Origin of the sequence: Pseudomonas sp. 44 R 15 (assembly GCF_900004965.1) — a bacterium.
Lineage (GTDB): Bacteria > Pseudomonadota > Gammaproteobacteria > Pseudomonadales > Pseudomonadaceae > Aquipseudomonas > Aquipseudomonas orientalis_A.
Map to the genome: position 1 here is coordinate 1 of NZ_CVTU01000107.1, position 21,089 is coordinate 21,089.

The window sequence follows — 21,089 nt, forward strand, 5'->3', positions numbered from 1 at the left end:
GGCGGAACCCTAAGTGGCCGTTACCGCAGAAACGGATATGTACTCAACCCAATCCAACATCCTGGTCGGCCCAGAGGCCGCCATCGGGGGCAAGTCGAATCGTCGCACCGCCCCTCCCACATTTGGACCGAGGTGTATCAGGTGGGTTGTGTAGAGACCTATGGCTATCGGGGACAAGCCCTACCGCCGTCTGTAGGAGCGAGCTTGCTCGCGAAAAACTCACAGGCACCGCGCTCATTCAGAAAGCACGCGTTATCGTTGACGTTTTTCGCGAGCAAGCTCGCTCCTACAGGGTTATGCGGGGTGTTCAGATGGCGCCGCCGGCAATTGCGGCCTTGGAGGCCACGTGATCGAAGGTGGCTTCGTCCAGCGCGTCTTCCTGTTGGTCCAGCACATGGCGTGGATGGTGTTCGCCTGGAATGGAACTGTCGATCAGAGAAAGCAGGCTTGAACCGCGCGGGGTCAGGATGAAATTCTCGCCATTGCCGCCCTCTTCCTGCGGACGCGATTCGATAAACCCGCGCTTGAGCAACAGGGCTTCGTAATCCGCAGCCGTCTTTTTCAGCGTATCCAGGTTGCCTACGGGCTCGCCCGCCGTGGCCTTCTCGGCGGCTTCCTGCTCGGCGTACTTGCGCGGGGCGAAGCTGCCCTCACCGTTTTGCACTTCATGCAGCAGACGTTCGATCAGATCCCAGTTGTAAGTCGTCATCCTGATTCCTCCTGCAGGCCCACGGAAAAGTAGCCCGTCTGGAGGTGTGACACGCCAGCTCAGCCGCCGTTCCGCCTGATCGACGGGCGTCATTTCGCTGAACTTTCCCGACGTTCGCCCCCTCAACCGTACACAATCGCCAAGGAGGTCGCCCATGAAAACCCTGATGAACCTGGCCGTCGCCGCTACGCTGCTGATCAGCGTGCCCGCCTGGGCCTGCACGCCTGAGGAAGCCACCGCCAAGCGCGAGCAACTGGCGCGGGAAGTCACCCAGCTCACTGAGCAGAACCCGACCAAGGCCAAGGAGATGAATGACGAGTTGCAGAAAATGGACCTGGACACCGAAAGCGCGGAATTTCCCGACAAGTGCCAGTTGATTGATGCGCGCCTCAAGGAACTCAAGGAAGCGGCGGCTAAAGCCAAAAGCTGAATGCAGGCGTGGACGCGGAGCGTCCCGGGAGGCGTTCCCACGCGCAGCGTGGGAACGATCGGTCAGACGAATGCTACTCGGCAGCCGGCACTTCCGGCTTGCGGCGCTTGAGCGGAGCCATGCCGTCCTTGCTGACGAGCGACAGGTTGTCGGTCTTCGGCCGGTTGGCGATCTTGCGCTTGGTCGGTGACTTGGCGCCAGCCTTTTTCTTTTCGCCCTTTGCGTCGGTCTTTTTCTTCTTCACCCCAACGGCCTTGCCCGAGGCCTTGACCTTCTTCGGCCCGGTGTAGGTGCCTTTGACTTCCTTGATGGTGCGGCGCTCGAACGATTGCTTAAGGTAGCGCTCGATGCTCGACATCAGGTTCCAGTCGCCGTGACAGATCAGCGAGATGGCCAGGCCATCGTTGCCGGCACGCCCGGTACGGCCGATACGGTGCACGTATTCGTCGCCGCTGCGTGGCATGTCGAAGTTGATCACCAGGTCCAGGCCATCCACGTCAAGGCCGCGCGCGGCGACGTCGGTGGCGACCAGGATCTTCACGCCGCCCGCCTTGAGGCGGTCGATGGCCAGTTTGCGATCCTTCTGGTCCTTTTCGCCGTGCAGCACGAACGCCTTGTATTCCTGCGCCACCAGGCGCCCGTAGATCCGGTCGGCAGCGGCGCGGGTGTTGGTGAAGACGATGGCCTTCTGATAGGTCTCGTTGGCCAGCAGCCAATTGAGGATCTGTTCTTTATGCACGTTGTGGTCAGCGGTGACGATCTGCTGACGCGTGGTCGCGTTCAGGTCGCTGACGTTGTTGACCTGCAGGTGTTCGGGGTCGTTCAGCACCTTGGCGACCATGTCGCGCAGGGTCGAGCCACCGGTGGTGGCGGAGAACAGCATGGTCTGCTGGCGGTTGACGCATTCGGCCACCAGGCGCTGCACGTCGTCGGCAAAGCCCATGTCGAGCATGCGGTCGGCTTCGTCAAGCACCAGCACTTCGACTTCCTTGAGGTCGAGGTTGCCGGCATTGAGTTGCTCGATCATGCGGCCCGGGGTGCCGATCAGGATATCCGGGACCTTGCGCAGCATGGCGGCCTGGACCTTGAAGTCTTCGCCACCGGTAATGATGCCGGACTTGATGAAGGTGAACTGCGAGAAGCGCTCGACTTCCTTCAGGGTCTGCTGGGCCAGCTCGCGGGTCGGCAGCAGGATCAGGGTCTTGATGCTGACGCGGACTTTAGCCGGGCCGATCAGACGGTTGAGGACCGGCAGGACGAAAGCAGCGGTCTTGCCGCTACCGGTTTGCGCCGTCACCCGCAGGTCACGCCCCTGGAGCGCGAGCGGGATGGCCGCTGCCTGCACAGGCGTAGGCTCGACAAATTTAAGCTCGGCCACGGCTTTGAGCAGGCGTTCGTGCAGGGCGAATTGGGAAAACACGGGTGCTACCTCGAAGAAATACAAAATATCAGCTGCATAGGTTACCGGTTTCGGGCGTCCAAACCGAGTTTCTTTACGCGAACGGTGCTAATCAGCTGGTTTTTTGTCAGCGATTTTGTCCGTGGCGTCAACTTTGTTGCACTTAAATGCTCTAATCGGCCCGTGTTGTCTTACAGAAGAATCGGTTAATCCATGGATATCAAACAGCTCTGGCTCAACGTCCAAGACCTCTGGGGCGCCCTCGATGAACACCCGGTCCTGCATTCCAGCCTCGGCTTGCTGGTATTGCTGGTGGTGGCCTTCGTCGTGGGGCGTGTGGCGCGTTACCTCATCCTGCACGCGGTCAAATTACTCGGCCGGCAGCCGGCGCTGCATTGGCTCAACGATCTGCGGCATAACAAAGTCTTCCATCGCCTGGCGCAGATGACGCCGTCCCTGGTGATCCAGTTCGGCCTGTATCTGGTGCCGGACCTGAGCAAGACCGCCATCCTGTTCATCGGCAACGTGGCCCTGGCGATCACCATTCTGTTCATGGTGCTGGCGATAAGTGCCCTGCTCAACGCGCTGCTGGATATCTACGCGCGCACCGAACATGCGCGCACCCGCTCGATCAAGGGCTATGTGCAGCTGGCAAAGATGGTGCTGTTCGTGTTTGGCGCGATCATCATCGTCGCCACCCTGATCGACCGTTCGCCGCTGTTGCTGCTGTCGGGCCTGGGTGCCATGTCGGCGGTGATCCTGTTGGTGTACAAGGACACGCTGCTGTCGTTCGTGGCCAGCGTGCAATTGACCAGCAACGACATGCTGCGGGTCGGCGACTGGATCGAAATGCCCCAGGTCGGTGCCGACGGGGATGTGGTGGATATCACCCTGCACACGGTCAAGGTGCAGAACTTCGACAAGACCATCGTCTCCATTCCCACCTGGCGCCTGATGTCCGAGTCATTCAAGAACTGGCGCGGCATGCAGGCCTCCGGCGGCCGGCGCATCAAGCGCAGCCTGTTCATCGACGCCAGCGGCGTGCGTTTTCTGCGCGATGACGAAGAAGAACGCATGACCCAGGTGCACCTGCTCACCGGCTACATCGGGCGCAAGCAGGCCGAACTCAAGGCCTGGAACGAGGCCCAGGGCCACAGTGCGCAACTGTCGGCCAACCGCCGCCGCATGACCAACCTGGGGACCTTTCGCGCCTACGCCCTGGCGTACCTGCAAAGCCACCCGGACATCCAGCCGAACATGACCTGCATGGTGCGCCAGATGCAGACCACCGCCCAGGGCGTGCCGCTGGAAATCTACTGCTTCACCCGCACCACGGCGTGGGCGGACTACGAGCGCATCCAGGGGGATATTTTCGATTATTTATTGGCGGTGTTGCCGGAGTTCGGCTTGAGCCTGTATCAGCAGCCGAGCGGCACGGACCTGCGCGGCGGGCTGTTTGCGATGACGCAGAATGCCAAGGCCGTGGAAACCCTGGAGCACTGACAACCTGAGCTGCGAGGGGCCTGGCGGTCCCTCGCAGTGGCCGCTACTTGAGTTGGAACTGCGGGTCACCGGTCAATTGGTAAAGGTATTCCGCACCCTTCGGCCAAGGCCCGTACCCCGAGTCGCCGTTGATATGGCCGGCGTCCGGCTCCCACACCAGTTCACTGCCCCATGCCTCGCCGAATGCTTTCGCCCGTTCCGGGGTGACGTAGGGATCGTTGGTGCTCGCCACCAGGATCGTGCGAAACGGCAGGCGCTGCATCGACATCGGCGTAAAACCAGTGGTGCCCGACGGATACGATTCCGCCTCGGTATCGCTTGGCGCCACCAGCAAGGCGCCCTTTACCTTGTTCGACTGCGGATACTGCGCCGCCCAGCGTGTGATCAGGGTAATCGCCAGGCTGTGCGCGACCAGCACAACCTCGCTGTCAGCCGCCTCTATCGCCTGATTCAGGCGCGCCACCCAATCGGCAGCGACCGGCGTTTGCCAGTCCTGCTGCTCGACCCTCTGCAACCCGTGGAACTGACGCTCCCATTGCGATTGCCAATGGGCTTCACCGGAGTTGAACAGGCCCGGCAGGATCAAAACGCTGACTGTCATCTTCCTTCTTCCTCAAGACCTTATTAGCCCGCATGCCGGAAAAAGCCGGCGAACATGTCTAGTCGTCGCCCTAAAATAAATCAACTCACCCAAATCACAAAGCAGACTCCACCTATTGATTTAGTGAAATTCACTATCTACGCGCCCAATTTTCAATCTGTTTTTAGAAAAACCAAATCTATAGCATCTGGCCATCGAACAAATCAGCCAGAAGGCACTTCTTATGTTATGGACAACTAAGCTGTCAGATGACGCGCCCCACTTCGCACTCAGTTCGGATGCCGAGGCGCTTACCCACTACGGTGATGCCCAGGCTTTTGCCCAACCGCGCAGTTTTTATACCAACAGCCCCTTCCAGCGCCCTTCTCGGCCGCAGGATATTTCAGATGTCATTATCAGCACCCGCCTGACCAGCGACCAACTTTCAGACAGCCAGCATTTATTGGCGCAACGCTTGTTATTGAATATCTATGAGCAGGACCTGGTATTTCTGCCAAAGCCGCCCATGGAACTCGATCTCAAGGCGTTCAAACAATTCTACGACCCCGAGCACGCCGCCAGCGGCAAGAAGATCCGGCCGTTGCTTGAGCAGTATCTGTACGACTGGCTCAAGCAGGAAGTGCATATCAACGGTTCGTGGTGCCTGGATTCGTTTGTCGCCCACACCGACAAAGTCCTGGAGGAGGTCGCACAGTCCGAGTCCAGGTTGCACCAGGTACTGACCACCAGCCGCAACCCTGAACGGGCCGCGCGTTTTTTCATGACCCAATGCGCCGGCGACTTCCTCAGTGAAGCCTCGGCGATGGCGCGTAACGTGCTGGGCAACTGCGGTGTGTACACCAGCGAGCTGTTCAAGATCCTGATCGATGAATATGGCTACGGCGTCGATAAAAAGAAGCACAGCACCATTTTTGAAGACATGCTCAAAGACATGGGCATGTCGCACCACGTGCACCATTACTGGCAGTTCTACACCGCAGGTTCCTTGTCGCTGACCAACTACTTCCATTATGTGTCCGCCAACCACGGCGAGCTGTTCCGCTACATCGGCGCGATGTATTACACCGAGGCCACCCTGGCCCTCACCACCAAGCATCAGTCGAGCGCCATCAAGACGATTTTCGGCGACAGCGTCTCCACCGACTATTTCGATGAACATTCACACATCGATGTCCATCACGGAAGAATGGCCCTGCAGCGCCTCATCCTGCCGATGATCAAGCAATTTGGCAGCAAGATCATTCCCGACCTGGTCCGCGGTTTCGAAGAGTTCAGGTTGCTGCAGGACATCGCCGATGAAGAGCTCTACGCCCATATCAAATGGCATGACGAGCTGGATGAACACCGTGCACTGGCTGCCGCCCACCACGGCCAGAAGCCGGTGGACCTGCGCATTACCGAGGCCGAGCACGAACTCTCGGTGCCGCACACCCACCCCAATGACGAGCTGTTCTGGGTTGAAACCGGCGAGCTGGATTTTGTCGCAAGCCCCGAACTCAGCGTGCGCCTGAAGGCCGGGGAAGGCGTGGTGATTCCCAAGGGCATGCTGCATGGCACCCGCGTCGTCAGCCCGTCCTGCACCTATACCGTCACGGCACTTTGAGTAGGCACCCCATGAAAGCTATCCGCCTGAACCTGACCGACGCCAACTACGTGGCCGTGGAAGACACCACTTATTTTCTCAAGCGCCACACCTATTCGACGCAGCTGCTGCCGACCACTTGTCCCCATCGCGGCGGCCCGTTGCACATGGGTGAAACCAGCGGCGACGGGCAGAGTGTGATCTGCCCCTGGCACGACAACGCTTACAAGGTGTGCAACCTGGAAAAGAAGTCGCCCCCCACCGTTCGCGTCAGAAACCAGTTCAGTACCGTCGTCGGTGACACCCAACGGTGCGTGCCTTTACTCAAACTTTCTCGTTACGACTGAGCCCTATGACCACTAAATCAACACTGACAGCGTTCTATTCGATCGTGACCCTGTTTACCGGCCTGGACATGGCGATTGTGATTGCCATGGTCTGGTTCGGCCTGGAAACCACCGGCTCGACATTCCTGGTCGGCGCCACGCTGTGCGTGGCGACGGTGGTGCCGTATGTGTGCGAACAATACATCGGCAAGTTTTTCACCATTGAACTGAGCATGAAACGCCTGCTGTACATTCGCCTGACCGCGTTCGCCGCCGTGCTTGGCCTGTCGTTCACGAACGCCGCCGTGTTGCCCATCGGCTTCCTGGCAATCGCGTTCGTGGTCGGTGTCACCGACTATTTCACCATCAGCACCCTCGAGTCGAAAAATACCAAGCTGGTGTTGGCCGGCGCGACCGACAGCGACACCTCGGCGCGGCTGATGCAAACGTCCATCCAGATCGGCGCCTTCGGCGGCGCGCTGCTGGGCGGGGTGATCGTGGACGTGTTCTCGGTCAGCCAGACCCTGCAGATCATCAGCCTGGCGGCGATTGTCTCGCTGGCGGCGATCCTGTTCGTACAGGCCACGCCCGGCGCCGACACCACCGAGCAGGCCGGTGACAGCCCCGTGGCCCAGGCGCTGAACCTGCCGCGAAACCTCTACGTGCTGATCATTGTGTTAAGCATGATCGGGTTCCATATCGGCGCCTTCAACAGCCTGGTGCCGATCGTGTTTCAAAAGCTAAACGAGTGGAACGCCACCCTGTTCGGCGTGGCCAGCGGCCTGGCGGGCCTGGGTGCCTTCAGTGCGGCGGTGCTGCCACGTATCAAGCTCAACAGCTACAGCGCCATCCTCCTGGTGCTGCTGGCCGACGTGGCAATCGTGTATTTCCAGAACCTCTACGTGATGATGGTGGCCGCGTTCCTGCTGGGCTTTTGCATCAACAGCCTGCGCATCCAATTGCGCAAGAACCTGATCGAGTCGGCGCCCAATGCTCGGGTGGCCGACGTGATCGCTGCAAAGAGTTCGCTCTACTACCTGCTGGTCAGCGGTTCGGCGCCCATGATCCTGACGTTTTTCACCACCGCAGGATTCCTCGGGCTGGAAGGTGCGCGCCTGTTGATGATCGTCTCCGCCGGCCTGTTGGCCGCCGCCGTGCTGGCGTGGAACCTCACGCCGGCGGTCCCGGCCACCGCGACCCTTGAATAAGGAATGCCTCAATTGCAAACCGTACTGATCGTCGACCCGTTTTCCACCGGCAAACTCTACGCCCCGTTGTTCAAGGCCCAGGGCGTGAAGTGCATCGCGGTGATATCCACCAACACCTTGCCCAGGCACTTCACCGATGACCTGATCCGGGAAGATTTCGAAGAGGTCTACCACTGGGAAGAGAGCCTGCTGGAAACCCTCGAGAAGCTGTCATTGAGCGCGGTGATCGCAGGCTGCGAGACCGCGATCTATCTCACCGATTACCTCACCGAAGTGCTGCGTATTGCGGGCAACAGCCGCATCACCAGCGACCTGCGGCGCAACAAGTATTCCATGCAGCAAGCGCTCAAGAAACACGGATTGGCGAACATTGCGTCGCAACTGTTGAGTTCGCAAACCCGCATCCGGGAAGTCGTCGACTCGTTGGACGAAGCGGCCACCTACGTGGTCAAGCCACTGAATTCGGCCGCCACCGAAGGCGTGGTATTCGCCCAGGGCAAGCACGAAGTGCAAACCGCCCTGAACAATGCGGCCTGGCGGCAGAAAAACGACCTTGGGGAGTTCAACCTCGGGTTTATCGTGCAGCCATTCGTGGCGGGACCGGAGTACGTGGTGGACATGGTCGCCTTTGATGGCGAGTACACCATCGCCACGGTGTGCAAATACACCAAGACCCACAGAAACGGCAGCAAGTTTGTCTATGAAAGTCTGGACACCCTCGACCCCCAGGCACAAGAGCTGCAACCCTTGATCGACTACGCGCGCCAGGCAGCGGCGGCCCTGAGCATCGAGATCGGGCCGATTCATATGGAAATCATCTGGTCCGATGCGGGCCCGGTGATGATTGAAGCGGGCGGCCGTTTGCATGGCGGTATCGCCCCGCTGCTGTTTCAACAGGTGTACCAGCCGGACCTGTTATCGCTGGCCATCGACAGCTACCTCGGCAGGCCTCGCCCGCCGGCCGGAGTTGCACGTGAGATCAGCCATGGTCGTATCGGCTTTTTCTGTTCCGACGAGCGCCGCACCTTTACCGCGCCTTCACCTCAGGCGCTGCAGAGCGCAATGCTGGATGAAGCCTATTGCGGCCATCGCTTCTTCCTCAGCCCGGGCGACACCACGCCGGTCACGATCGACTTTGCCACCTGCCCAGGGCTGTTCTGGTTGCAGCACCCCAGCCTGCAACAGCTCGACGCCAGCACTGAACTGCTGCGCAACAAGCTATGGAGCTAAGGGCATGAAAAGTCGTTTGATCATTCAACAGTCAGCCCTTGACCTGGGCCTCAATAATGCGTGCGCCGCCGTTGTCGAAAACATCCGGGTGTCTGACGACCAGAGTTTCGTCAGTCTCTTGCAGAGCAACCTGAATCATGTGGCCTCGCACCTCAACGAACTGGACGCCAATCCCGTTTACGAAGGGTTTGCCCGCCAGCTTGAAAAGCTCGGCTACACCAACACGGTCAGCGCCAACGAAAAACTGCTGCGGCGCTTCATCGCCAACGGTGTGCGCCCGATCAATAACGTCGTCGATGCCTATAATGCCGTGGCGATCCGACACGGCGTCAGCATCGGCGTACACAGCTATCATCAGCGGGACGATATCCACGTCATGCGCTCGCCGGAACCGAGGGCCTTCCGCCCGTTGTTTGCCAAGAAGGACGTCATGATCCCCGCGGGCGACATCGTCTATACCTGCGGCGACGTGCCTTTGGCGAGCATCGGCAAAGTCGATGCCGATGCCCATGACTTCAGACTGACGAACGCATCGTCCAGCCTGCTGGTGGTGGTACTGGGGCATGACGACACCACGTTGGCATTCAACCGGACGGTCATCGCAGAATTCGTGGACACCCTGCGCCAGACAATGCCGGCCCTGAATCACTACTTTCTCGAAACCTTCCACGACCACGCGCCGGCCTGATCGGGCACCAGCCGCTGCCGTCCCGGACGGCAGCGGCTAGCGCCAGGCCTTGAGCACCGGATTGACCACCACCTCATTCACGTGCTCGATCTTGAGCAGGTTTTCCTTCAACACCATCAACTCTTCAAAATGGCGGTAGCGCACGTCGAGCATCATGTCCACGTCGCCAAACAATGAATAAGCCTGCACCACCTCGCGATACTGGTGGATTTTCGGAAACACCAGGTGGCAGGTACTCCCGTTGAGCTTGAGCATCAAAAATGCCGATTGCCGGGCCTCATCACCCTCAGCGACGCTGATGGTAAAGCCGAGGATAATGCCCTTTTCGATCAGTTTTTGAACCCGCGACTCCACGGCGGTTCGAGACTTGTGAACCTGGCGCGCCAGTTCGGCCAGGCTGACGCGGGAGTCATCCTTCAAGGCAGCAATTATCAGTTCATCGACCTTGTCCACTCTGCCACCCCCACAGCGTTCCTTTCGATAACACACTCTCATTGCCGCTCACACATCGCTGGCACCTTCAAGTCGCAGACTTTACGCCAGCAGCGGGCTTGATACCCAATCGACTGACCCAAACCGCCGCCAGAATCACCAGGCCGCCCAGGGCCAGCCTTCCCAGCGGTTCATGCTGGTTCCAGATCAGCAGGTTCAGCAGCAGCCCCACCGGCACATGCAGGTTATTCATCACCGCCAGGGTGCCACCATTGACCAGGCACGCCCCCTTGTTCCACCAGTACATGCCCAGCGCGGTACTGATCAACCCCAGGAACACCAGCACACCCCATTGCAGCGGCGCCTGGGGCAGAAAGTCTGCCTTGCCGAACAGCAGGAACGCGGGCAGCACCACCAGCAAGGCACCCAGGTAGAAATAACCGAAGCGTCGGTAGTGCGGCTGATCGCTCGGATAGCGTGCCACCAGATGCTTGTACATGACTTGCCCGGCGGCGTAGGTGAAATTGGCCAGTTGCAGCAGCAGGAAGCCCATCAGGAAATTCGGCGTGATCTGGTCGAAGCGAATCACCGCCGCGCCCGCCACCGCCACCAGTGCGGCAACCAGTGCCCAGGGATTGAACCGCCGGTTGAGCGCGTCTTCGATCAGGGTCACGTGCAACGGTGTGAGGATCGTGAACAGCAACACCTCCGGCACCGTCAGTACGCGAAAGCTCAAATACAAGCACACGTAGGTCACGCCGAACTGCAGCGCACCGATGACCAGCATGCCGCGCATGAACGCCGGTGGCACCGAGCGCCAGCGGGTCAGTGGGATGAAGATCAACCCGGCCAGTACCACGCGCACAAGCACTGCGAAGTAGCTGTCGACGTGACCGGCGAGGTATTCGCCGATCAAGCTGAAGGAAAATGCCTGAATCAGGGTGACAATCAGTAGATAGCCCATGTGCGCCTCGTTTCGAATGGGCGCGACATTAAAGCTTTTCGATGCTTGAAGAAACTCGAGGCAAAAAAAACCCGACCTCGCTGAAGCGGCAGTCGGGCAGGAGCACTCAGGAGCAAACAGTGCAAAGGGAGGTTCGGTACGCGTACTTGAACGGATTGCTTGGGGCTAGATAAACACCGGGGGATTATCTGGCGATTAAAGGATCACGCCACCTGCACGAGCAGGGCGTTGGCGGACAGGGCCATGTAGGCTCTATCGGAAAATGCTGTGAGTCGATGCAGAAAAGATTAACCGTGGCCGCTTCGATTAAAAAGCGCAAAAAACTGCTATAACCCATCTATAAATTTGCTTATAAGCGGAGTCTGCCTGTCGCTGTGCTCCGCGCTTGCTTTATTTCGGCGCACACGCCAGGGCGATTCGCATCTTGATGATCGCGCGGTTGAACTTGACCGTGGTGTGGGTGCTTTTGCCTGCGGGCACGCTGACGGTGCGACGACGCGGCGCTTCCGGACCATTGGTAAAGATTACAGAACACAGGGCATCCTGGGTGCCGTAGTTATTGAGCTGAATCGAGCTGATATCGCCGTCCACATCGGACGCGGTGTAGTCGATGCTTACGCCGTCGATCTTTTTAGTCACGTCGATCGGGTAGGCAAACGCGCTCATCGGCAGCAACGCCAGCAACACACAACAGAATTTTCTCATTCGGCAGTCTCCAATAAGGACCGCCAGCTTAGGACAAGAGGAGCTCATCTTGAAAGCGCCCCGCGTGACCCTTGATCAATGGCGCACATTGCAGGCCGTGGTCGACCATGGCGGCTTCGCCCAGGCGGCCGAAGCGCTGCACCGTTCGCAGTCCTCGGTGAGCTACACCGTGGCGCGCATGCAGGACCAGCTCGGCGTGCCGTTGCTGCGCATCGACGGGCGCAAGGCGGTACTCACCGATGCGGGTGAAGTGCTGCTGCGCCGCTCCCGGCAACTGGTGAAGAATGCCAGCCAACTGGAAGATCTTGCCCACCATATGGAACAAGGCTGGGAGGCCGAAGTGCGGCTGGTCGTGGATGCGGCCTATCCCAACGCGCGCCTGGTACGCGCCCTGACCGCCTTCATGCCGCAGAGCCGAGGCTGCCGGGTGCGCTTGCGTGAGGAGGTGTTGTCCGGCGTCGAGGAGCTTTTGATAGAAGGCGTGGCTGACCTGGCGATCTGCGGCTTCAGCATTCCCGGTTACCTGGGCACCGAAATGAGCGATGTGGAATTCGTCGCCGTGGCCCATCCCGAGCACGGGTTGCACCGCATGCACCGCGAGTTGAGCTTCCAGGACCTGGAAAGCCATATGCAGGTGGTCATCCGCGACTCCGGTCGCCAGCAACCGCGGGATGTGGGTTGGCTCGGCGCCGAACAGCGCTGGACCGTCGGCAGCCTGGCCACCGCCGCCGCGTTCGTGGGCAGCGGCCTGGGGTTTGCGTGGTTGCCCCGGCACATGATCGAGCGCGAACTCGCCGAAGGCCTGCTCAAGCAACTGCCGTTGGAACAGGGCGTCAGCCGCCATCCCACATTCTATTTGTATTCGAACAAGGACAAACCCCTGGGGCCGGCGACGCAGATTCTCGTGGAACTGCTACGCACCTTTGATACCGCTCCGCTGGACGCGCCCTTCGCGGCCCTCGGCAAGCCTGAAACGCAGTGAACCCATGGCCCGGAAAGAAATCTATGTAAAACTGCTGCCCAACGCGCGACCGGTGGTGATTGAAGATTCCCGCCACGCTCTTGAATCAAACTCGACACCATTACCCAGGATCACTGACCCATGCTGAAAAAAATTGCCTTCCTTGCCGGTTCCGTTCTGTTCGCTGCCAACCTGATGGCGGCCGAACCGGCCAAGGCGCCCCACGTACTGATTTCCACCACCAATGGCGACATTGAAATCGAACTCGACCCGGTCAAGGCGCCGATCAGCACCAAGAATTTCCTCGCCTATGTCGACAAAGGCTTCTACACCAACACGATTTTTCACCGTGTGATCCCGGGTTTCATGGTCCAGGGCGGCGGGTTTACCCAGCAGATGTCGCAAAAGCCGACCGAAGCACCGATCAAGAACGAAGCCAGCAACGGCCTGCATAATGTGCGCGGCACCTTGTCCATGGCCCGCACCAATGACCCGAACTCGGCCACCAGCCAATTCTTCATCAACGTCGCCGATAATGCCTTCCTCGACCCGGGCCGCGATGCCGGTTACGCGGTATTTGCCAAGGTGGTCAAGGGCATGGACGTGGTGGATGTCATCGTCAATTCGCAGACCACCACCAAGCAAGGCATGCAGAACGTGCCAATCGATCCTGTCCTGATCAAGTCGGCCAAGCGCATCGACTGAGGTCTGCTGGAACTTCCGCACGTTGCCCACAAGGCGACGTGCGCATTTGAAAGGAGAGCCCGCACGGCGGGCGTCAAGCCTAATGCTCTATCGTCGTTTTGAACAACTGATCGACATCTTCCGCGATGCTCCCAGCGCGGCCCCGCCCGATAAAGTCCTGCCCTTCTACCTCTACTACCTGCGCCAGGTGTGGCCGTGTTTTGCCGCGCTGTTGGTGGTGGGCCTGGTCGGTGCGCTGATCGAGGTCGCGCTGTTCAGCTACCTGAGCCGCATCATCGACCTGGCCCAGGGCACGCCGCCCGCGAATTTCTTCCAGGTGCACAGCACCGAGCTGATCTGGATGGCCGTGGTCGCCCTGCTGCTGCGACCGATTTTCAACAGCCTGCATGACTTGCTCGTGCACCAGACCATCAACCCCGGCATGACCAGCCTGATCCGCTGGCAGAACCACAGCTACGTGCTCAAGCAGAGCCTGAATTTCTTCCAGAATGATTTCGCCGGGCGCATTGCCCAGCGCATCATGCAAACCGGCAACTCGTTGCGTGACTCTGCGGTGGCAACGGCCGAAGCCATCTGGCACGTGTCGATCTATGCCATCACCTCGCTGGTGTTGTTTGCCGAGGCCGACTGGCGACTGATGATTCCGTTGATCATCTGGATCGTCTGCTACTGCCTGGCATTGCGTTACTTCGTGCCGCGGGTCAAGGAGCGTTCGGTGATCTCTTCCGAAGCACGCTCCAAACTCATGGGGCGCATCGTCGACGGCTACACCAACATCACCACCTTGAAGCTGTTTGCCCATACGCAGAATGAGCAGGAATACGCCAAGGAAGCGATTGTCGAGCAAACCGAAAAAACCCAACTGGCGGCGCGCGTGCTCACCAGCATGGACGCGGTCATCACCGTCCTGAACGGCCTGCTGATCGTCACCACCACAGGCCTCGCCCTGTGGCTGTGGACGCAGTCGCTGATTTCCGTCGGCGCCATTGCCCTGGCCACCGGCCTGGTGATTCGCATCGTCAATATGTCCGGCTGGATCATGTGGGTGGTCAACGGCATTTTCGAAAACATCGGCATCGTGCAGGATGGCCTCAAGACCATCGCCCAGCCGCTTGCGGTGGTCGACCGCGCCGACGCCCCGCGCCTGGAAGTGCCCCACGGCCTGGTGCGCTTCGAGCAGGTGGATTTCCACTACGGCAAGCAGAGCGGGATCATTGGCGGCCTGAACCTTGAGATCAAGGCCGGGGAGAAGATCGGCCTGATCGGCCCATCCGGCGCGGGCAAGTCGACCCTGGTCAACCTGCTGCTGCGCCTCTACGACCTGCAGGGCGGCCGTATCCTGATCGACGGCCAGGACATCGCGGAAGTCGCCCAGGAAAGCCTGCGCGCGCAGATCGGTATGATCACCCAGGACACCTCGCTGCTGCACCGCTCGATCCGCGACAACTTGCTGTACGGCAAGCCGCAGGCCACCGACGAAGAACTCTGGGCCGCCGTGCACAAGGCGCGCGCCGACGAGTTCATCCCGCTGCTGTCGGATTCCGAAGGCCGTACCGGGTTGGATGCCCATGTGGGCGAGCGTGGGGTGAAACTCTCCGGCGGCCAGCGCCAACGGATCGCCATCGCCCGCGTGCTGCTCAAGGATGCACCGATCCTGATCATGGACGAAGCCACCTCGGCACTGGACTCCGAAGTGGAAGCCGCGATCCAGGAAAGCCTGGAAACCCTGATGCAGGGCAAGACCGTGATTGCGATCGCGCACCGACTCTCGACCATCGCGCGCATGGACCGACTGGTCGTACTGGAAAAAGGCCGGATCGCCGAAAGCGGCAGCCACGCCCAATTGCTGGCCCATGGCGGGCTGTATGCGCGGTTGTGGCAACACCAGACGGGTGGGTTCGTTGGCATCGATTGAAGGCATCGAGACCGGCAGACTCTAAGGTTAGTGCAGCCTGATCATTCCCACGCTCCGCGTGGGAACGATCTTACGGGCAGGCCTGCCGATAAGGCAGGGCGGAACTTTTGACGTGTTGATCAGCCTTGATGAGCCTGCATGTATTGGCGCAAAAGCTGGTTAATGCGGGTCTGGTAGCCAGTGCCTTGACCTTTGAACCACTCTAAAACATCCGCATCAAGTCGAATGGTGACCGCCTGCTTCACAGGAACACGCAGTTCAGCACGTCGAAAAAACTCAGCATCCAGTTCAGGAATTTCACTGGTATCAATATCTTTGTCGCTCATCTTGGCCAGGCGCTCCCAATCAGTTTTCGATGTTTGCGTCATAATATTTGGCCTCCTTCTTGGTTGCTTTTCGGGCGGAAATGATACGGATCACATCACCACACCGCTCGGTGTATACGACAACACCAATCAATAATTTGATCCAGCCAATACTGATCCAACGCTCTTCGTCATAATCCGCTCGATCATCGCGCAAGGCCAGCATTGGATGTCTGAAGATATCCGGAACGTCGTTGAAATCGATGCCGTGCTTAGCAATGTTGGCCTTGTTTTTTGAATCATCCCACTCAAAATGCATGGCACGTCCTGTATGTACTTTTGTACATACAGAATAGCGATTTCGGCTTCTTTGACCAGTTCTGCCAGACCGGTGGCTCAAGCCTGCCGATAAGGCAGCGCCGACCTCGCCTCTTCGGCATACGCCAGAATGCCCACTCGCTCGCGCTCGAGGAAATCCTCCACGGCGTTTTTCAGTCCCGGATGGCGCAGGTAATGCCACGAGCGGGTAATCACCGGCTCAAAGCCACGAATCAATTTATGCTCGCCCTGAGCGCCGGCATCGAAGCGTTGCAGGCCGTGGGCGATGGCGTAGTCCATGCCCTGGTAGAAACAGGTCTCGAAATGCAGCCGGTCGAACTCCGCCAGGCAGCCCCAATAGCGGCCATAGAAGCTGTCACCGCCGATCAGGCTGAACGCCATGGCCACCGGGCGTGAGCCCTGTTTGGCCAGGACCACGCGAATCGCCTCGGGCATGCGCTCGGCCAGCAGGCTGAAAAACGCCCGGGTCAGGTAGGGCGACTGGCGGCGTACCGCGTAGGTGTTGGCGTAACAGGCGTAAACAAAATCCCACTGGGCTTCGCTCAGTTCATGGCCCTGCAACCACTCGAACTCGATACCCTGCCCCGCCACCTGTTCGCGCTCTTTGCGCATCTGTTTGCGCTTGCGTGAGCTCAGGGCGTCGAGAAAATCCTGGAAGTCGCGGTAGCCACGGTTCTGCCAGTGGAACTGGCAGCCCAGACGCTGCAACCAGCCGGGATGCCGGGCCAGTGCGTCATCGGCCAGCGCGTCGGTGAAATTGACATGGGCACTGGATAGCCCCTCGATTTCCAGGTAACCGGGCAGGCTGTTCAACAGTTCGAAGCCGTCCTCGGCATTGGCTGCAAGCAAACGCGGGCCGCTGACCGGACTGAACGGCACGGCCGTCAGCAGCTTGGGGTAGTAATCGATGCCGGCGCGTGCGCAGGCGTCGGCCCACCCGTGATCGAACACGTACTCGCCATAGGAATGCCACTTGCGATAACCGGGCAATGCCGCCACCAGCCGCTCGCCCTCCCAATGCAGCAAATGCTCCGGTTGCCAGCCCGAATGGCCCCCCAGGCTGCCACTGTCTTCCAGCGCGCTCAGGAACGCATGCCGCACGAATGGCTGGGCCTGCGGCGCCAGGGCATCCCAGGCCTGCGGGGTGATGTCGGACAGGCTGTCCAGGCGTTGCAGCGGCATCGGCATCTTCTCTGTGTCTTGGGCGTGAAAGCCTGGCGAGTATCGCCTATCACAGCCGAGTGCACACCCGGAAAAAACCCAGGACACAACTCCAAATCAATAGTTCCGTGGGCAAACCAATTGTCATGGAGATGAAATCACTTAGCCACTACTCCGTCATAAACCGTCGCGATACTGACGCCTGTTTTTAGAGCACCCGGGTTTGCCAGGTGGCCTTTTTTCCGTCCGTCATCGGTCGGTTGTGTCCTGGAGGGTTTGTTACCCCTCCTCACTTTCGGAGATTGATATGCGTCTTGCTTCCACTAAAACTGCGGCGGTCCTGTGCGGCGGCCTGTTACTGGCCCTGAGCGTTCCGGCCAGCGCTGCAGTCGACGCTAAGTTGCTCGACATGCTCAAGGCCAACGGCCAGATCACTGCTTCGCAGTACACCGAATTGCAGAACGAGTTGGCCAAGGACCAGAAAGAACAGCAGATCGCACGCCAGGCCCAACAGGAAACCAACGAACAGATCGCCGCCACCGCGAAAAAGACCAACGAGCTGAGCAGCTTCGACCAGAAGCTGGCCTGGGCCGCCAAGACTCAGTTCAAGGGCGATGTGCGCTTTCGCCAGGAAACCATCAAGATCGATGGCGAGCCCAACAACGGTGGGCGTGACAAGGACCGTCAACGTATCCGCGCGCGCCTGGGTGCCTACACCGAGATCAACCCGCAGGTGGACACCGGTATCCGTATCGCCACGGGCGGCGGCGACGATGCGCGTTCCACCAACCAGGACCAGGATGGTTACTTCGATAAGAAATCGATCTGGCTGGACCTCGGCTACATCGACTACCACCCGGACCAGATCAAGAACCTGCACGTGATCGGCGGCAAGATGATGCAACCGTGGGTGAGCATGGGCGATGTGATCTGGGACAGCGATATCAACCCCGAAGGCCTGGCCGTCACCTACAAATACCCGCTTGGCGGCAGCGCCGAGCTGTTCGGCAGCCTGGGCAACTACAACCTCAAGGACAACGTCGACGGCGACGGCGTGCAATTTCGCCACGACCTGCGCCTGACATCCGGCCAGTTGGGCACGCGTTTCTCGCTGACCGACAACCTGAAAATGACCCTGGGCGGCAGTGTCTACGCCTACCAGAACGACAAGGACAGCCGCTGCACGACCACCACCACGCCTTGCGCACTGGCGGTCAACGGCAACTCGGCCAATAACGAATTCCGCTTGTATGAAGGCTTTGCCCAAGCCGACATCGGCGGCCTGGCAGTGCCGTTGGCCTTCTACGGCCAATACGTGAAAAACAACGATGCCGTGACCGATCAGGACACCGCCTGGTTGGTGGGTGCCAAGTCCAAGGTGTTCGGTTTCAACCTCGACTACAACTACCGCGATACGCAACGTGACGCAGTGGTAGGCGCCTTCACCGATTCGGACTTCGCCAACGGCACCACCGGTTCGCGCGGTCACAAGATGAAGGTCAGCTACGACATCGACAAGAACTTCGCCCTGGGCGCCACGTACTTCCTGACCAAGGCTGACTACGCCAGCCGGACTCAGCGTGATGCCAACACCAACACCCTGCAGCTGGATGCTGAAGCCAAGTTCTAACCTCACCCTGTAGGAGCGAGCATGCTCGCGAAGAACGAACAGGCAGCGCGTTTATCCAGGATACCCGCGTTATCGTTGACGTTTTTCGCGAGCGAGCTCGCTCCTACACATCTTTACGCCGCTCGGCCGCGAGCCGCTCGGCCAGCGCATCCGCATCCTTCACCGGCTCGTCCGGCATGATCCGCAACGTCGCCTGCATCAGGCGCATCTGACGGATAAAGCGCCGGCAGTTCGGACAGAACATGAAGTGATGACGCACCAGCAGACGCTCACGAAAGGTCAATTGCCCATCGAGGTAGTCACTGGAACGCGCCACTTGCTCCTTACACGTCAACATTCGCCCGTTTCCTCAAAATGCTCCACTGTGGCAAAGACTTTAAGCCGTGCCCGATGCAGCAGCACACGCACATTGGAGAGTGAGAGCGTCAGAAGATTACAGATTTGCTCCAGCTCCAGGCCCTGGCGTTCACGCAGCACCAGCACGCTGCTTTGCAATTCGGACAGGCTCAGCAGGGTGTGCTCCAGGCAGTTGCGCAATTCCTCTTCGGTGAGCAAGGCTTCCGGCGTGTCCTGGTGCCAGGCATACGGCGCTACGGCCCAGTGCCCATCGTCAGGCGTAAAGCGTTCATCACCGATGGTTCCATGGGGAGATGGCAGATCGTCAAGCAACACCTCCCGACGATTTTGCTTGTAGCGGCCCTTGGCGGCGTTCGCGGTGATCGTCAGCAGCCAGGTCTTCAGGCTGGAACGCCCTTCGAACCTGGCGAGGTTGCGGACCACTGACAGCCAGGCATCCTGCACCACCTCATCGGCATGCCGCTGGCCGACGATGGCATAGGCCACCGCCCGCATCGCACTCTGGTACGTGGTGACCAACTCCTTGTAGGCCCGCTGCTCACCCTTGAGCAGGCGTTCAAGCAGATGCGTGTCGTCCGCTGCTGCCATTCAACACCTCACTGTAAACGCGCAGACCCGCTCCGCCATCAGCGTTTGCGCAGGATCACGCTGCCGATGGAGTAGCCCGCCCCGAACGAGCTGAGCACGGCCACGGCGCCTTTGGGCAAGTCGTCCTGATACGTGTGGAACGCAATCACCGAGCCTGCCGAACTGGTATTGGCGTAGGTGTCGAGGATCACCGGCGCCTCTTCCACCGAGGCCTCGCGGCCCAGCAGTTTCTTCACGATCAGGTGGTTCATGCTCAGGTTGGCCTGGTGCAGCCAGAAGCGCTTCACATCGGTGACGCCCAGCTGGTTTTCCGCCAGGTGCGCGCCAATCAACTCGGCCACCATCGGGCAGACATCGCGGAACACTTTGCGGCCTTCCTGCACGAACAATTTGTCCGGCGCGCCGACGCCCTCTTCCGCGGTGCGGTTGAGAAAGCCGAAGTTGTTGCGGATGTTGTTGGAGAACTTGGTCAGCAGCTTGGTGCTCACCACGTCGAACTGGTGCTCGGAGGTCGCCAGGTCGGCCCGCTCGAGGATCACCGCCGTGGCGGCATCGCCAAAGATGAAGTGGCTGTCGCGGTCACGGAAATTCAGGTGACCGGTGCAGACTTCCGGGTTGACCATCAGGATCGCCCGGGCCTGGCCCAGCTGGATGCTGTTGGCGGCATTCTGGATCCCGAAGGTGGCCGAGGAACACGCCACGTTCATATCAAAACCGAAGCCCTCAATACCCAGGGCTTCCTGCACCTCGATGGCGATGGCCGGGTAGGCACGCTGCAGGTTGGAACAGGCGACGATCACGCCATCGATATCGGCGGCAGTCTTGCCGGCGCGTTGCAGGGCCTGCTCGGCAGCGCCGACGGCCATCTGGCAGAGCACCGACCATTCGTCGTTGCTGCGCTCGGGCAAGCGTGGGGCCATGCGCCGAGGGTCAAGGATGCCGTCCTTGTCCATCACGAAGCGGCTCTTGATGCCCGAGGCCTTTTCAATGAACGCCGCACTGGACTCAGTCAACGCCTGCACGTCGCCGCGCTCGATGGCCGCAGCGTTTTCGCTGTTGAACTGCTGCACATAGGTATTGAAAGACTGCACCAGCTCTTCGTTGGAGATGCTGTTGGCCGGGGTGTACAGGCCAGTGCCGCTGATGACGACGTTATGCACGGTCGTTCCTCTAAATCTGTCAGGCAGAAGATATTGGTACCGTCGTACCAAACTTTAGGTCGTTTGATTCCGTCCAGCGGGCATCAAACTGGCAACGCTTTATTCCATCGCGTCGCTGCTACGACGATCCCGGCATTTATGGGCGCGAAGTTTGCCACAAACACCGGGGTTTGGCGCCATCTCCCGGACAG

23 protein-coding genes are annotated in these 21,089 nt (G+C 59.7%); 11 read left to right on the forward strand and 12 right to left on the reverse strand.

Annotated elements, in window-relative coordinates:
* Positions 1-307: 307 nt before the first annotated feature.
* Positions 308-709, reverse strand: a complete 402-nt coding sequence (locus BFP93_RS19295) for a transcriptional regulator (RefSeq protein ID WP_065887923.1) — start codon at positions 707-709, stop codon at positions 308-310.
* Positions 710-863: 154 nt separating this feature from the next.
* On the opposite strand from BFP93_RS19295, the gene BFP93_RS19300 reads away from it, so the two are divergent.
* On the forward strand, positions 864-1,139 hold the full coding sequence (locus BFP93_RS19300; RefSeq protein ID WP_065894383.1) for a hypothetical protein: 276 nt from the start codon (positions 864-866) through the stop codon (positions 1,137-1,139).
* Positions 1,140-1,212: 73 nt separating this feature from the next.
* On the opposite strand, the gene BFP93_RS19305 is transcribed toward BFP93_RS19300, so the two are convergent.
* Positions 1,213-2,559 carry a DEAD/DEAH box helicase gene (locus tag BFP93_RS19305; protein ID WP_065894385.1) on the reverse strand — a complete coding sequence of 449 codons (1,347 nt, stop codon included), beginning with the start codon at positions 2,557-2,559 and terminating at the stop codon, positions 1,213-1,215.
* 192 nt (positions 2,560-2,751) lie between these two features.
* On the opposite strand from BFP93_RS19305, the gene BFP93_RS19310 reads away from it, so the two are divergent.
* On the forward strand, positions 2,752-4,041 hold the full coding sequence (locus BFP93_RS19310; protein ID WP_065887920.1) for a mechanosensitive ion channel family protein: 1,290 nt from the start codon (positions 2,752-2,754) through the stop codon (positions 4,039-4,041).
* A 43-nt stretch (positions 4,042-4,084) separates the two neighbouring features.
* Here BFP93_RS19310 and BFP93_RS19315 read toward each other — a convergent pair whose 3' ends face one another.
* Positions 4,085-4,642: an RBBP9/YdeN family alpha/beta hydrolase gene (locus tag BFP93_RS19315; protein ID WP_065894386.1), complete on the reverse strand. Its 558-nt coding sequence runs from the start codon at positions 4,640-4,642 to the stop codon at positions 4,085-4,087.
* 223 nt (positions 4,643-4,865) lie between these two features.
* Here BFP93_RS19315 and BFP93_RS19320 point away from each other — a divergent pair, with 223 nt between their 5' ends.
* Genes BFP93_RS19320 through BFP93_RS19340 form a run of 5 tightly spaced genes read left to right on the forward strand, consistent with a single transcriptional unit; the run spans position 4,866 to position 9,676 of the window.
* Positions 4,866-6,245, forward strand: coding sequence for an iron-containing redox enzyme family protein (locus BFP93_RS19320; protein WP_240998348.1), 1,380 nt, complete (start codon positions 4,866-4,868; stop codon positions 6,243-6,245).
* A gap of 11 nt (positions 6,246-6,256) precedes the next feature.
* Positions 6,257-6,571: a Rieske 2Fe-2S domain-containing protein gene (locus BFP93_RS19325; RefSeq protein ID WP_065887918.1), complete on the forward strand. Its 315-nt coding sequence runs from the start codon at positions 6,257-6,259 to the stop codon at positions 6,569-6,571.
* 5 nt (positions 6,572-6,576) lie between these two features.
* Positions 6,577-7,758, forward strand: a complete 1,182-nt coding sequence (locus BFP93_RS19330; RefSeq protein WP_065894388.1) for an MFS transporter — start codon at positions 6,577-6,579, stop codon at positions 7,756-7,758.
* 3 nt (positions 7,759-7,761) lie between these two features.
* Positions 7,762-8,988, forward strand: a complete 1,227-nt coding sequence (locus tag BFP93_RS19335; protein ID WP_065894390.1) for an ATP-grasp domain-containing protein — start codon at positions 7,762-7,764, stop codon at positions 8,986-8,988.
* Between the two features lie 4 nt (positions 8,989-8,992).
* The gene (locus tag BFP93_RS19340) at positions 8,993-9,676 is read left to right on the forward strand and encodes a phenylalanine--tRNA ligase beta subunit-related protein (protein ID WP_065894391.1); all 684 of its coding nucleotides are present in this window, start codon (positions 8,993-8,995) and stop codon (positions 9,674-9,676) included.
* A 36-nt stretch (positions 9,677-9,712) separates the two neighbouring features.
* Here BFP93_RS19340 and BFP93_RS19345 read toward each other — a convergent pair whose 3' ends face one another.
* The 3 genes from BFP93_RS19345 to BFP93_RS19355 form a co-directional block, all read right to left on the reverse strand.
* Complete coding sequence (locus tag BFP93_RS19345) at positions 9,713-10,129, reverse strand: Lrp/AsnC family transcriptional regulator (RefSeq protein ID WP_065887914.1); 417 nt, start codon at positions 10,127-10,129, stop codon at positions 9,713-9,715.
* A gap of 67 nt (positions 10,130-10,196) precedes the next feature.
* Positions 10,197-11,072: a carboxylate/amino acid/amine transporter gene (locus BFP93_RS19350; RefSeq protein WP_065894393.1), complete on the reverse strand. Its 876-nt coding sequence runs from the start codon at positions 11,070-11,072 to the stop codon at positions 10,197-10,199.
* Positions 11,073-11,462: 390 nt separating this feature from the next.
* Positions 11,463-11,777 carry a 3-phosphoglycerate kinase gene (locus BFP93_RS19355; protein WP_065894395.1) on the reverse strand — a complete coding sequence of 105 codons (315 nt, stop codon included), beginning with the start codon at positions 11,775-11,777 and terminating at the stop codon, positions 11,463-11,465.
* A gap of 49 nt (positions 11,778-11,826) precedes the next feature.
* On the opposite strand from BFP93_RS19355, the gene BFP93_RS19360 reads away from it, so the two are divergent.
* The 3 genes from BFP93_RS19360 (at position 11,827) to BFP93_RS19370 (ending at position 15,358) form a co-directional block, all read left to right on the forward strand.
* On the forward strand, positions 11,827-12,759 hold the full coding sequence (locus BFP93_RS19360) for a LysR family transcriptional regulator (RefSeq protein ID WP_065894397.1): 933 nt from the start codon (positions 11,827-11,829) through the stop codon (positions 12,757-12,759).
* 120 nt (positions 12,760-12,879) lie between these two features.
* Entirely contained in the window at positions 12,880-13,443 is a 564-nt protein-coding gene (locus tag BFP93_RS19365; RefSeq protein ID WP_065887910.1) for a peptidylprolyl isomerase, read from the forward strand.
* Positions 13,444-13,525: 82 nt separating this feature from the next.
* Positions 13,526-15,358 (forward strand): ABC transporter ATP-binding protein, encoded by a 1,833-nt coding sequence (locus BFP93_RS19370; RefSeq protein WP_065894399.1) that lies wholly within the window; start codon positions 13,526-13,528, stop codon positions 15,356-15,358.
* Positions 15,359-15,477: 119 nt separating this feature from the next.
* Here the strand turns inward: BFP93_RS19370 and BFP93_RS19375 are convergent, their stop codons facing one another.
* The 3 genes from BFP93_RS19375 to BFP93_RS19385 form a co-directional block, all read right to left on the reverse strand.
* Positions 15,478-15,726 carry a BrnA antitoxin family protein gene (locus tag BFP93_RS19375; protein WP_065887908.1) on the reverse strand — a complete coding sequence of 83 codons (249 nt, stop codon included), beginning with the start codon at positions 15,724-15,726 and terminating at the stop codon, positions 15,478-15,480.
* Positions 15,704-15,982 (reverse strand): BrnT family toxin, encoded by a 279-nt coding sequence (locus BFP93_RS19380; RefSeq protein ID WP_065894401.1) that lies wholly within the window; start codon positions 15,980-15,982, stop codon positions 15,704-15,706. The genes BFP93_RS19375 and BFP93_RS19380 overlap by 23 nt, the downstream gene beginning before the upstream one ends.
* 77 nt (positions 15,983-16,059) lie before the next feature.
* Positions 16,060-17,184, reverse strand: coding sequence for a GNAT family N-acetyltransferase (locus BFP93_RS19385; protein ID WP_065894427.1), 1,125 nt, complete (start codon positions 17,182-17,184; stop codon positions 16,060-16,062).
* 286 nt (positions 17,185-17,470) lie between these two features.
* Between BFP93_RS19385 and BFP93_RS19390 the strand changes: the two genes are divergently transcribed.
* A complete protein-coding gene (locus BFP93_RS19390; RefSeq protein ID WP_065887907.1) occupies positions 17,471-18,793 on the forward strand; it encodes a putative porin in 1,323 nt (440 codons plus the stop codon).
* Between the two features lie 103 nt (positions 18,794-18,896).
* Here BFP93_RS19390 and BFP93_RS19395 read toward each other — a convergent pair whose 3' ends face one another.
* Genes BFP93_RS19395 through BFP93_RS19405 form a run of 3 tightly spaced genes read right to left on the reverse strand, consistent with a single transcriptional unit; the run spans position 18,897 to position 20,898 of the window.
* Positions 18,897-19,130, reverse strand: coding sequence for an anti-sigma factor family protein (locus tag BFP93_RS19395; protein ID WP_065894403.1), 234 nt, complete (start codon positions 19,128-19,130; stop codon positions 18,897-18,899).
* Positions 19,124-19,738, reverse strand: a complete 615-nt coding sequence (locus BFP93_RS19400; protein ID WP_065887905.1) for an RNA polymerase sigma factor — start codon at positions 19,736-19,738, stop codon at positions 19,124-19,126. The genes BFP93_RS19395 and BFP93_RS19400 overlap by 7 nt, the downstream gene beginning before the upstream one ends.
* Positions 19,739-19,776: 38 nt before the next feature.
* Positions 19,777-20,898, reverse strand: coding sequence for a beta-ketoacyl-ACP synthase III (locus BFP93_RS19405; RefSeq protein WP_065894405.1), 1,122 nt, complete (start codon positions 20,896-20,898; stop codon positions 19,777-19,779).
* Positions 20,899-21,089 lie beyond the last annotated feature (191 nt).

What these genes read in the sequence shown, in the direction of transcription:
- BFP93_RS19310 (WP_065887920.1), top strand. Translation starts at nt 2,752, where the DNA reads ATGGATATCAAACAGCTCTGGCTCAACGTCCAAGACCTCTGGGGCGCC.
- BFP93_RS19320 (WP_240998348.1), top strand. Translation starts at nt 4,866, where the DNA reads ATGTTATGGACAACTAAGCTGTCAGATGACGCGCCCCACTTCGCACTC.
- BFP93_RS19330 (WP_065894388.1), top strand. Translation starts at nt 6,577, where the DNA reads ATGACCACTAAATCAACACTGACAGCGTTCTATTCGATCGTGACCCTG.
- BFP93_RS19400 (WP_065887905.1), bottom strand. Translation starts at nt 19,738, where the DNA reads ATGGCAGCAGCGGACGACACGCATCTGCTTGAACGCCTGCTCAAGGGT.
- BFP93_RS19390 (WP_065887907.1), top strand. Translation starts at nt 17,471, where the DNA reads ATGCGTCTTGCTTCCACTAAAACTGCGGCGGTCCTGTGCGGCGGCCTG.
- BFP93_RS19350 (WP_065894393.1), bottom strand. Translation starts at nt 11,072, where the DNA reads ATGGGCTATCTACTGATTGTCACCCTGATTCAGGCATTTTCCTTCAGC.
- BFP93_RS19375 (WP_065887908.1), bottom strand. Translation starts at nt 15,726, where the DNA reads ATGACGCAAACATCGAAAACTGATTGGGAGCGCCTGGCCAAGATGAGC.
- BFP93_RS19335 (WP_065894390.1), top strand. Translation starts at nt 7,762, where the DNA reads ATGCCTCAATTGCAAACCGTACTGATCGTCGACCCGTTTTCCACCGGC.
- BFP93_RS19395 (WP_065894403.1), bottom strand. Translation starts at nt 19,130, where the DNA reads ATGTTGACGTGTAAGGAGCAAGTGGCGCGTTCCAGTGACTACCTCGAT.
- BFP93_RS19365 (WP_065887910.1), top strand. Translation starts at nt 12,880, where the DNA reads ATGCTGAAAAAAATTGCCTTCCTTGCCGGTTCCGTTCTGTTCGCTGCC.
- BFP93_RS19340 (WP_065894391.1), top strand. Translation starts at nt 8,993, where the DNA reads ATGAAAAGTCGTTTGATCATTCAACAGTCAGCCCTTGACCTGGGCCTC.
- BFP93_RS19300 (WP_065894383.1), top strand. Translation starts at nt 864, where the DNA reads ATGAAAACCCTGATGAACCTGGCCGTCGCCGCTACGCTGCTGATCAGC.
- BFP93_RS19295 (WP_065887923.1), bottom strand. Translation starts at nt 709, where the DNA reads ATGACGACTTACAACTGGGATCTGATCGAACGTCTGCTGCATGAAGTG.
- BFP93_RS19370 (WP_065894399.1), top strand. Translation starts at nt 13,526, where the DNA reads ATGCTCTATCGTCGTTTTGAACAACTGATCGACATCTTCCGCGATGCT.
- BFP93_RS19325 (WP_065887918.1), top strand. Translation starts at nt 6,257, where the DNA reads ATGAAAGCTATCCGCCTGAACCTGACCGACGCCAACTACGTGGCCGTG.
- BFP93_RS19380 (WP_065894401.1), bottom strand. Translation starts at nt 15,982, where the DNA reads ATGCATTTTGAGTGGGATGATTCAAAAAACAAGGCCAACATTGCTAAG.
- BFP93_RS19315 (WP_065894386.1), bottom strand. Translation starts at nt 4,642, where the DNA reads ATGACAGTCAGCGTTTTGATCCTGCCGGGCCTGTTCAACTCCGGTGAA.
- BFP93_RS19355 (WP_065894395.1), bottom strand. Translation starts at nt 11,777, where the DNA reads ATGAGAAAATTCTGTTGTGTGTTGCTGGCGTTGCTGCCGATGAGCGCG.
- BFP93_RS19385 (WP_065894427.1), bottom strand. Translation starts at nt 17,184, where the DNA reads ATGCCGCTGCAACGCCTGGACAGCCTGTCCGACATCACCCCGCAGGCC.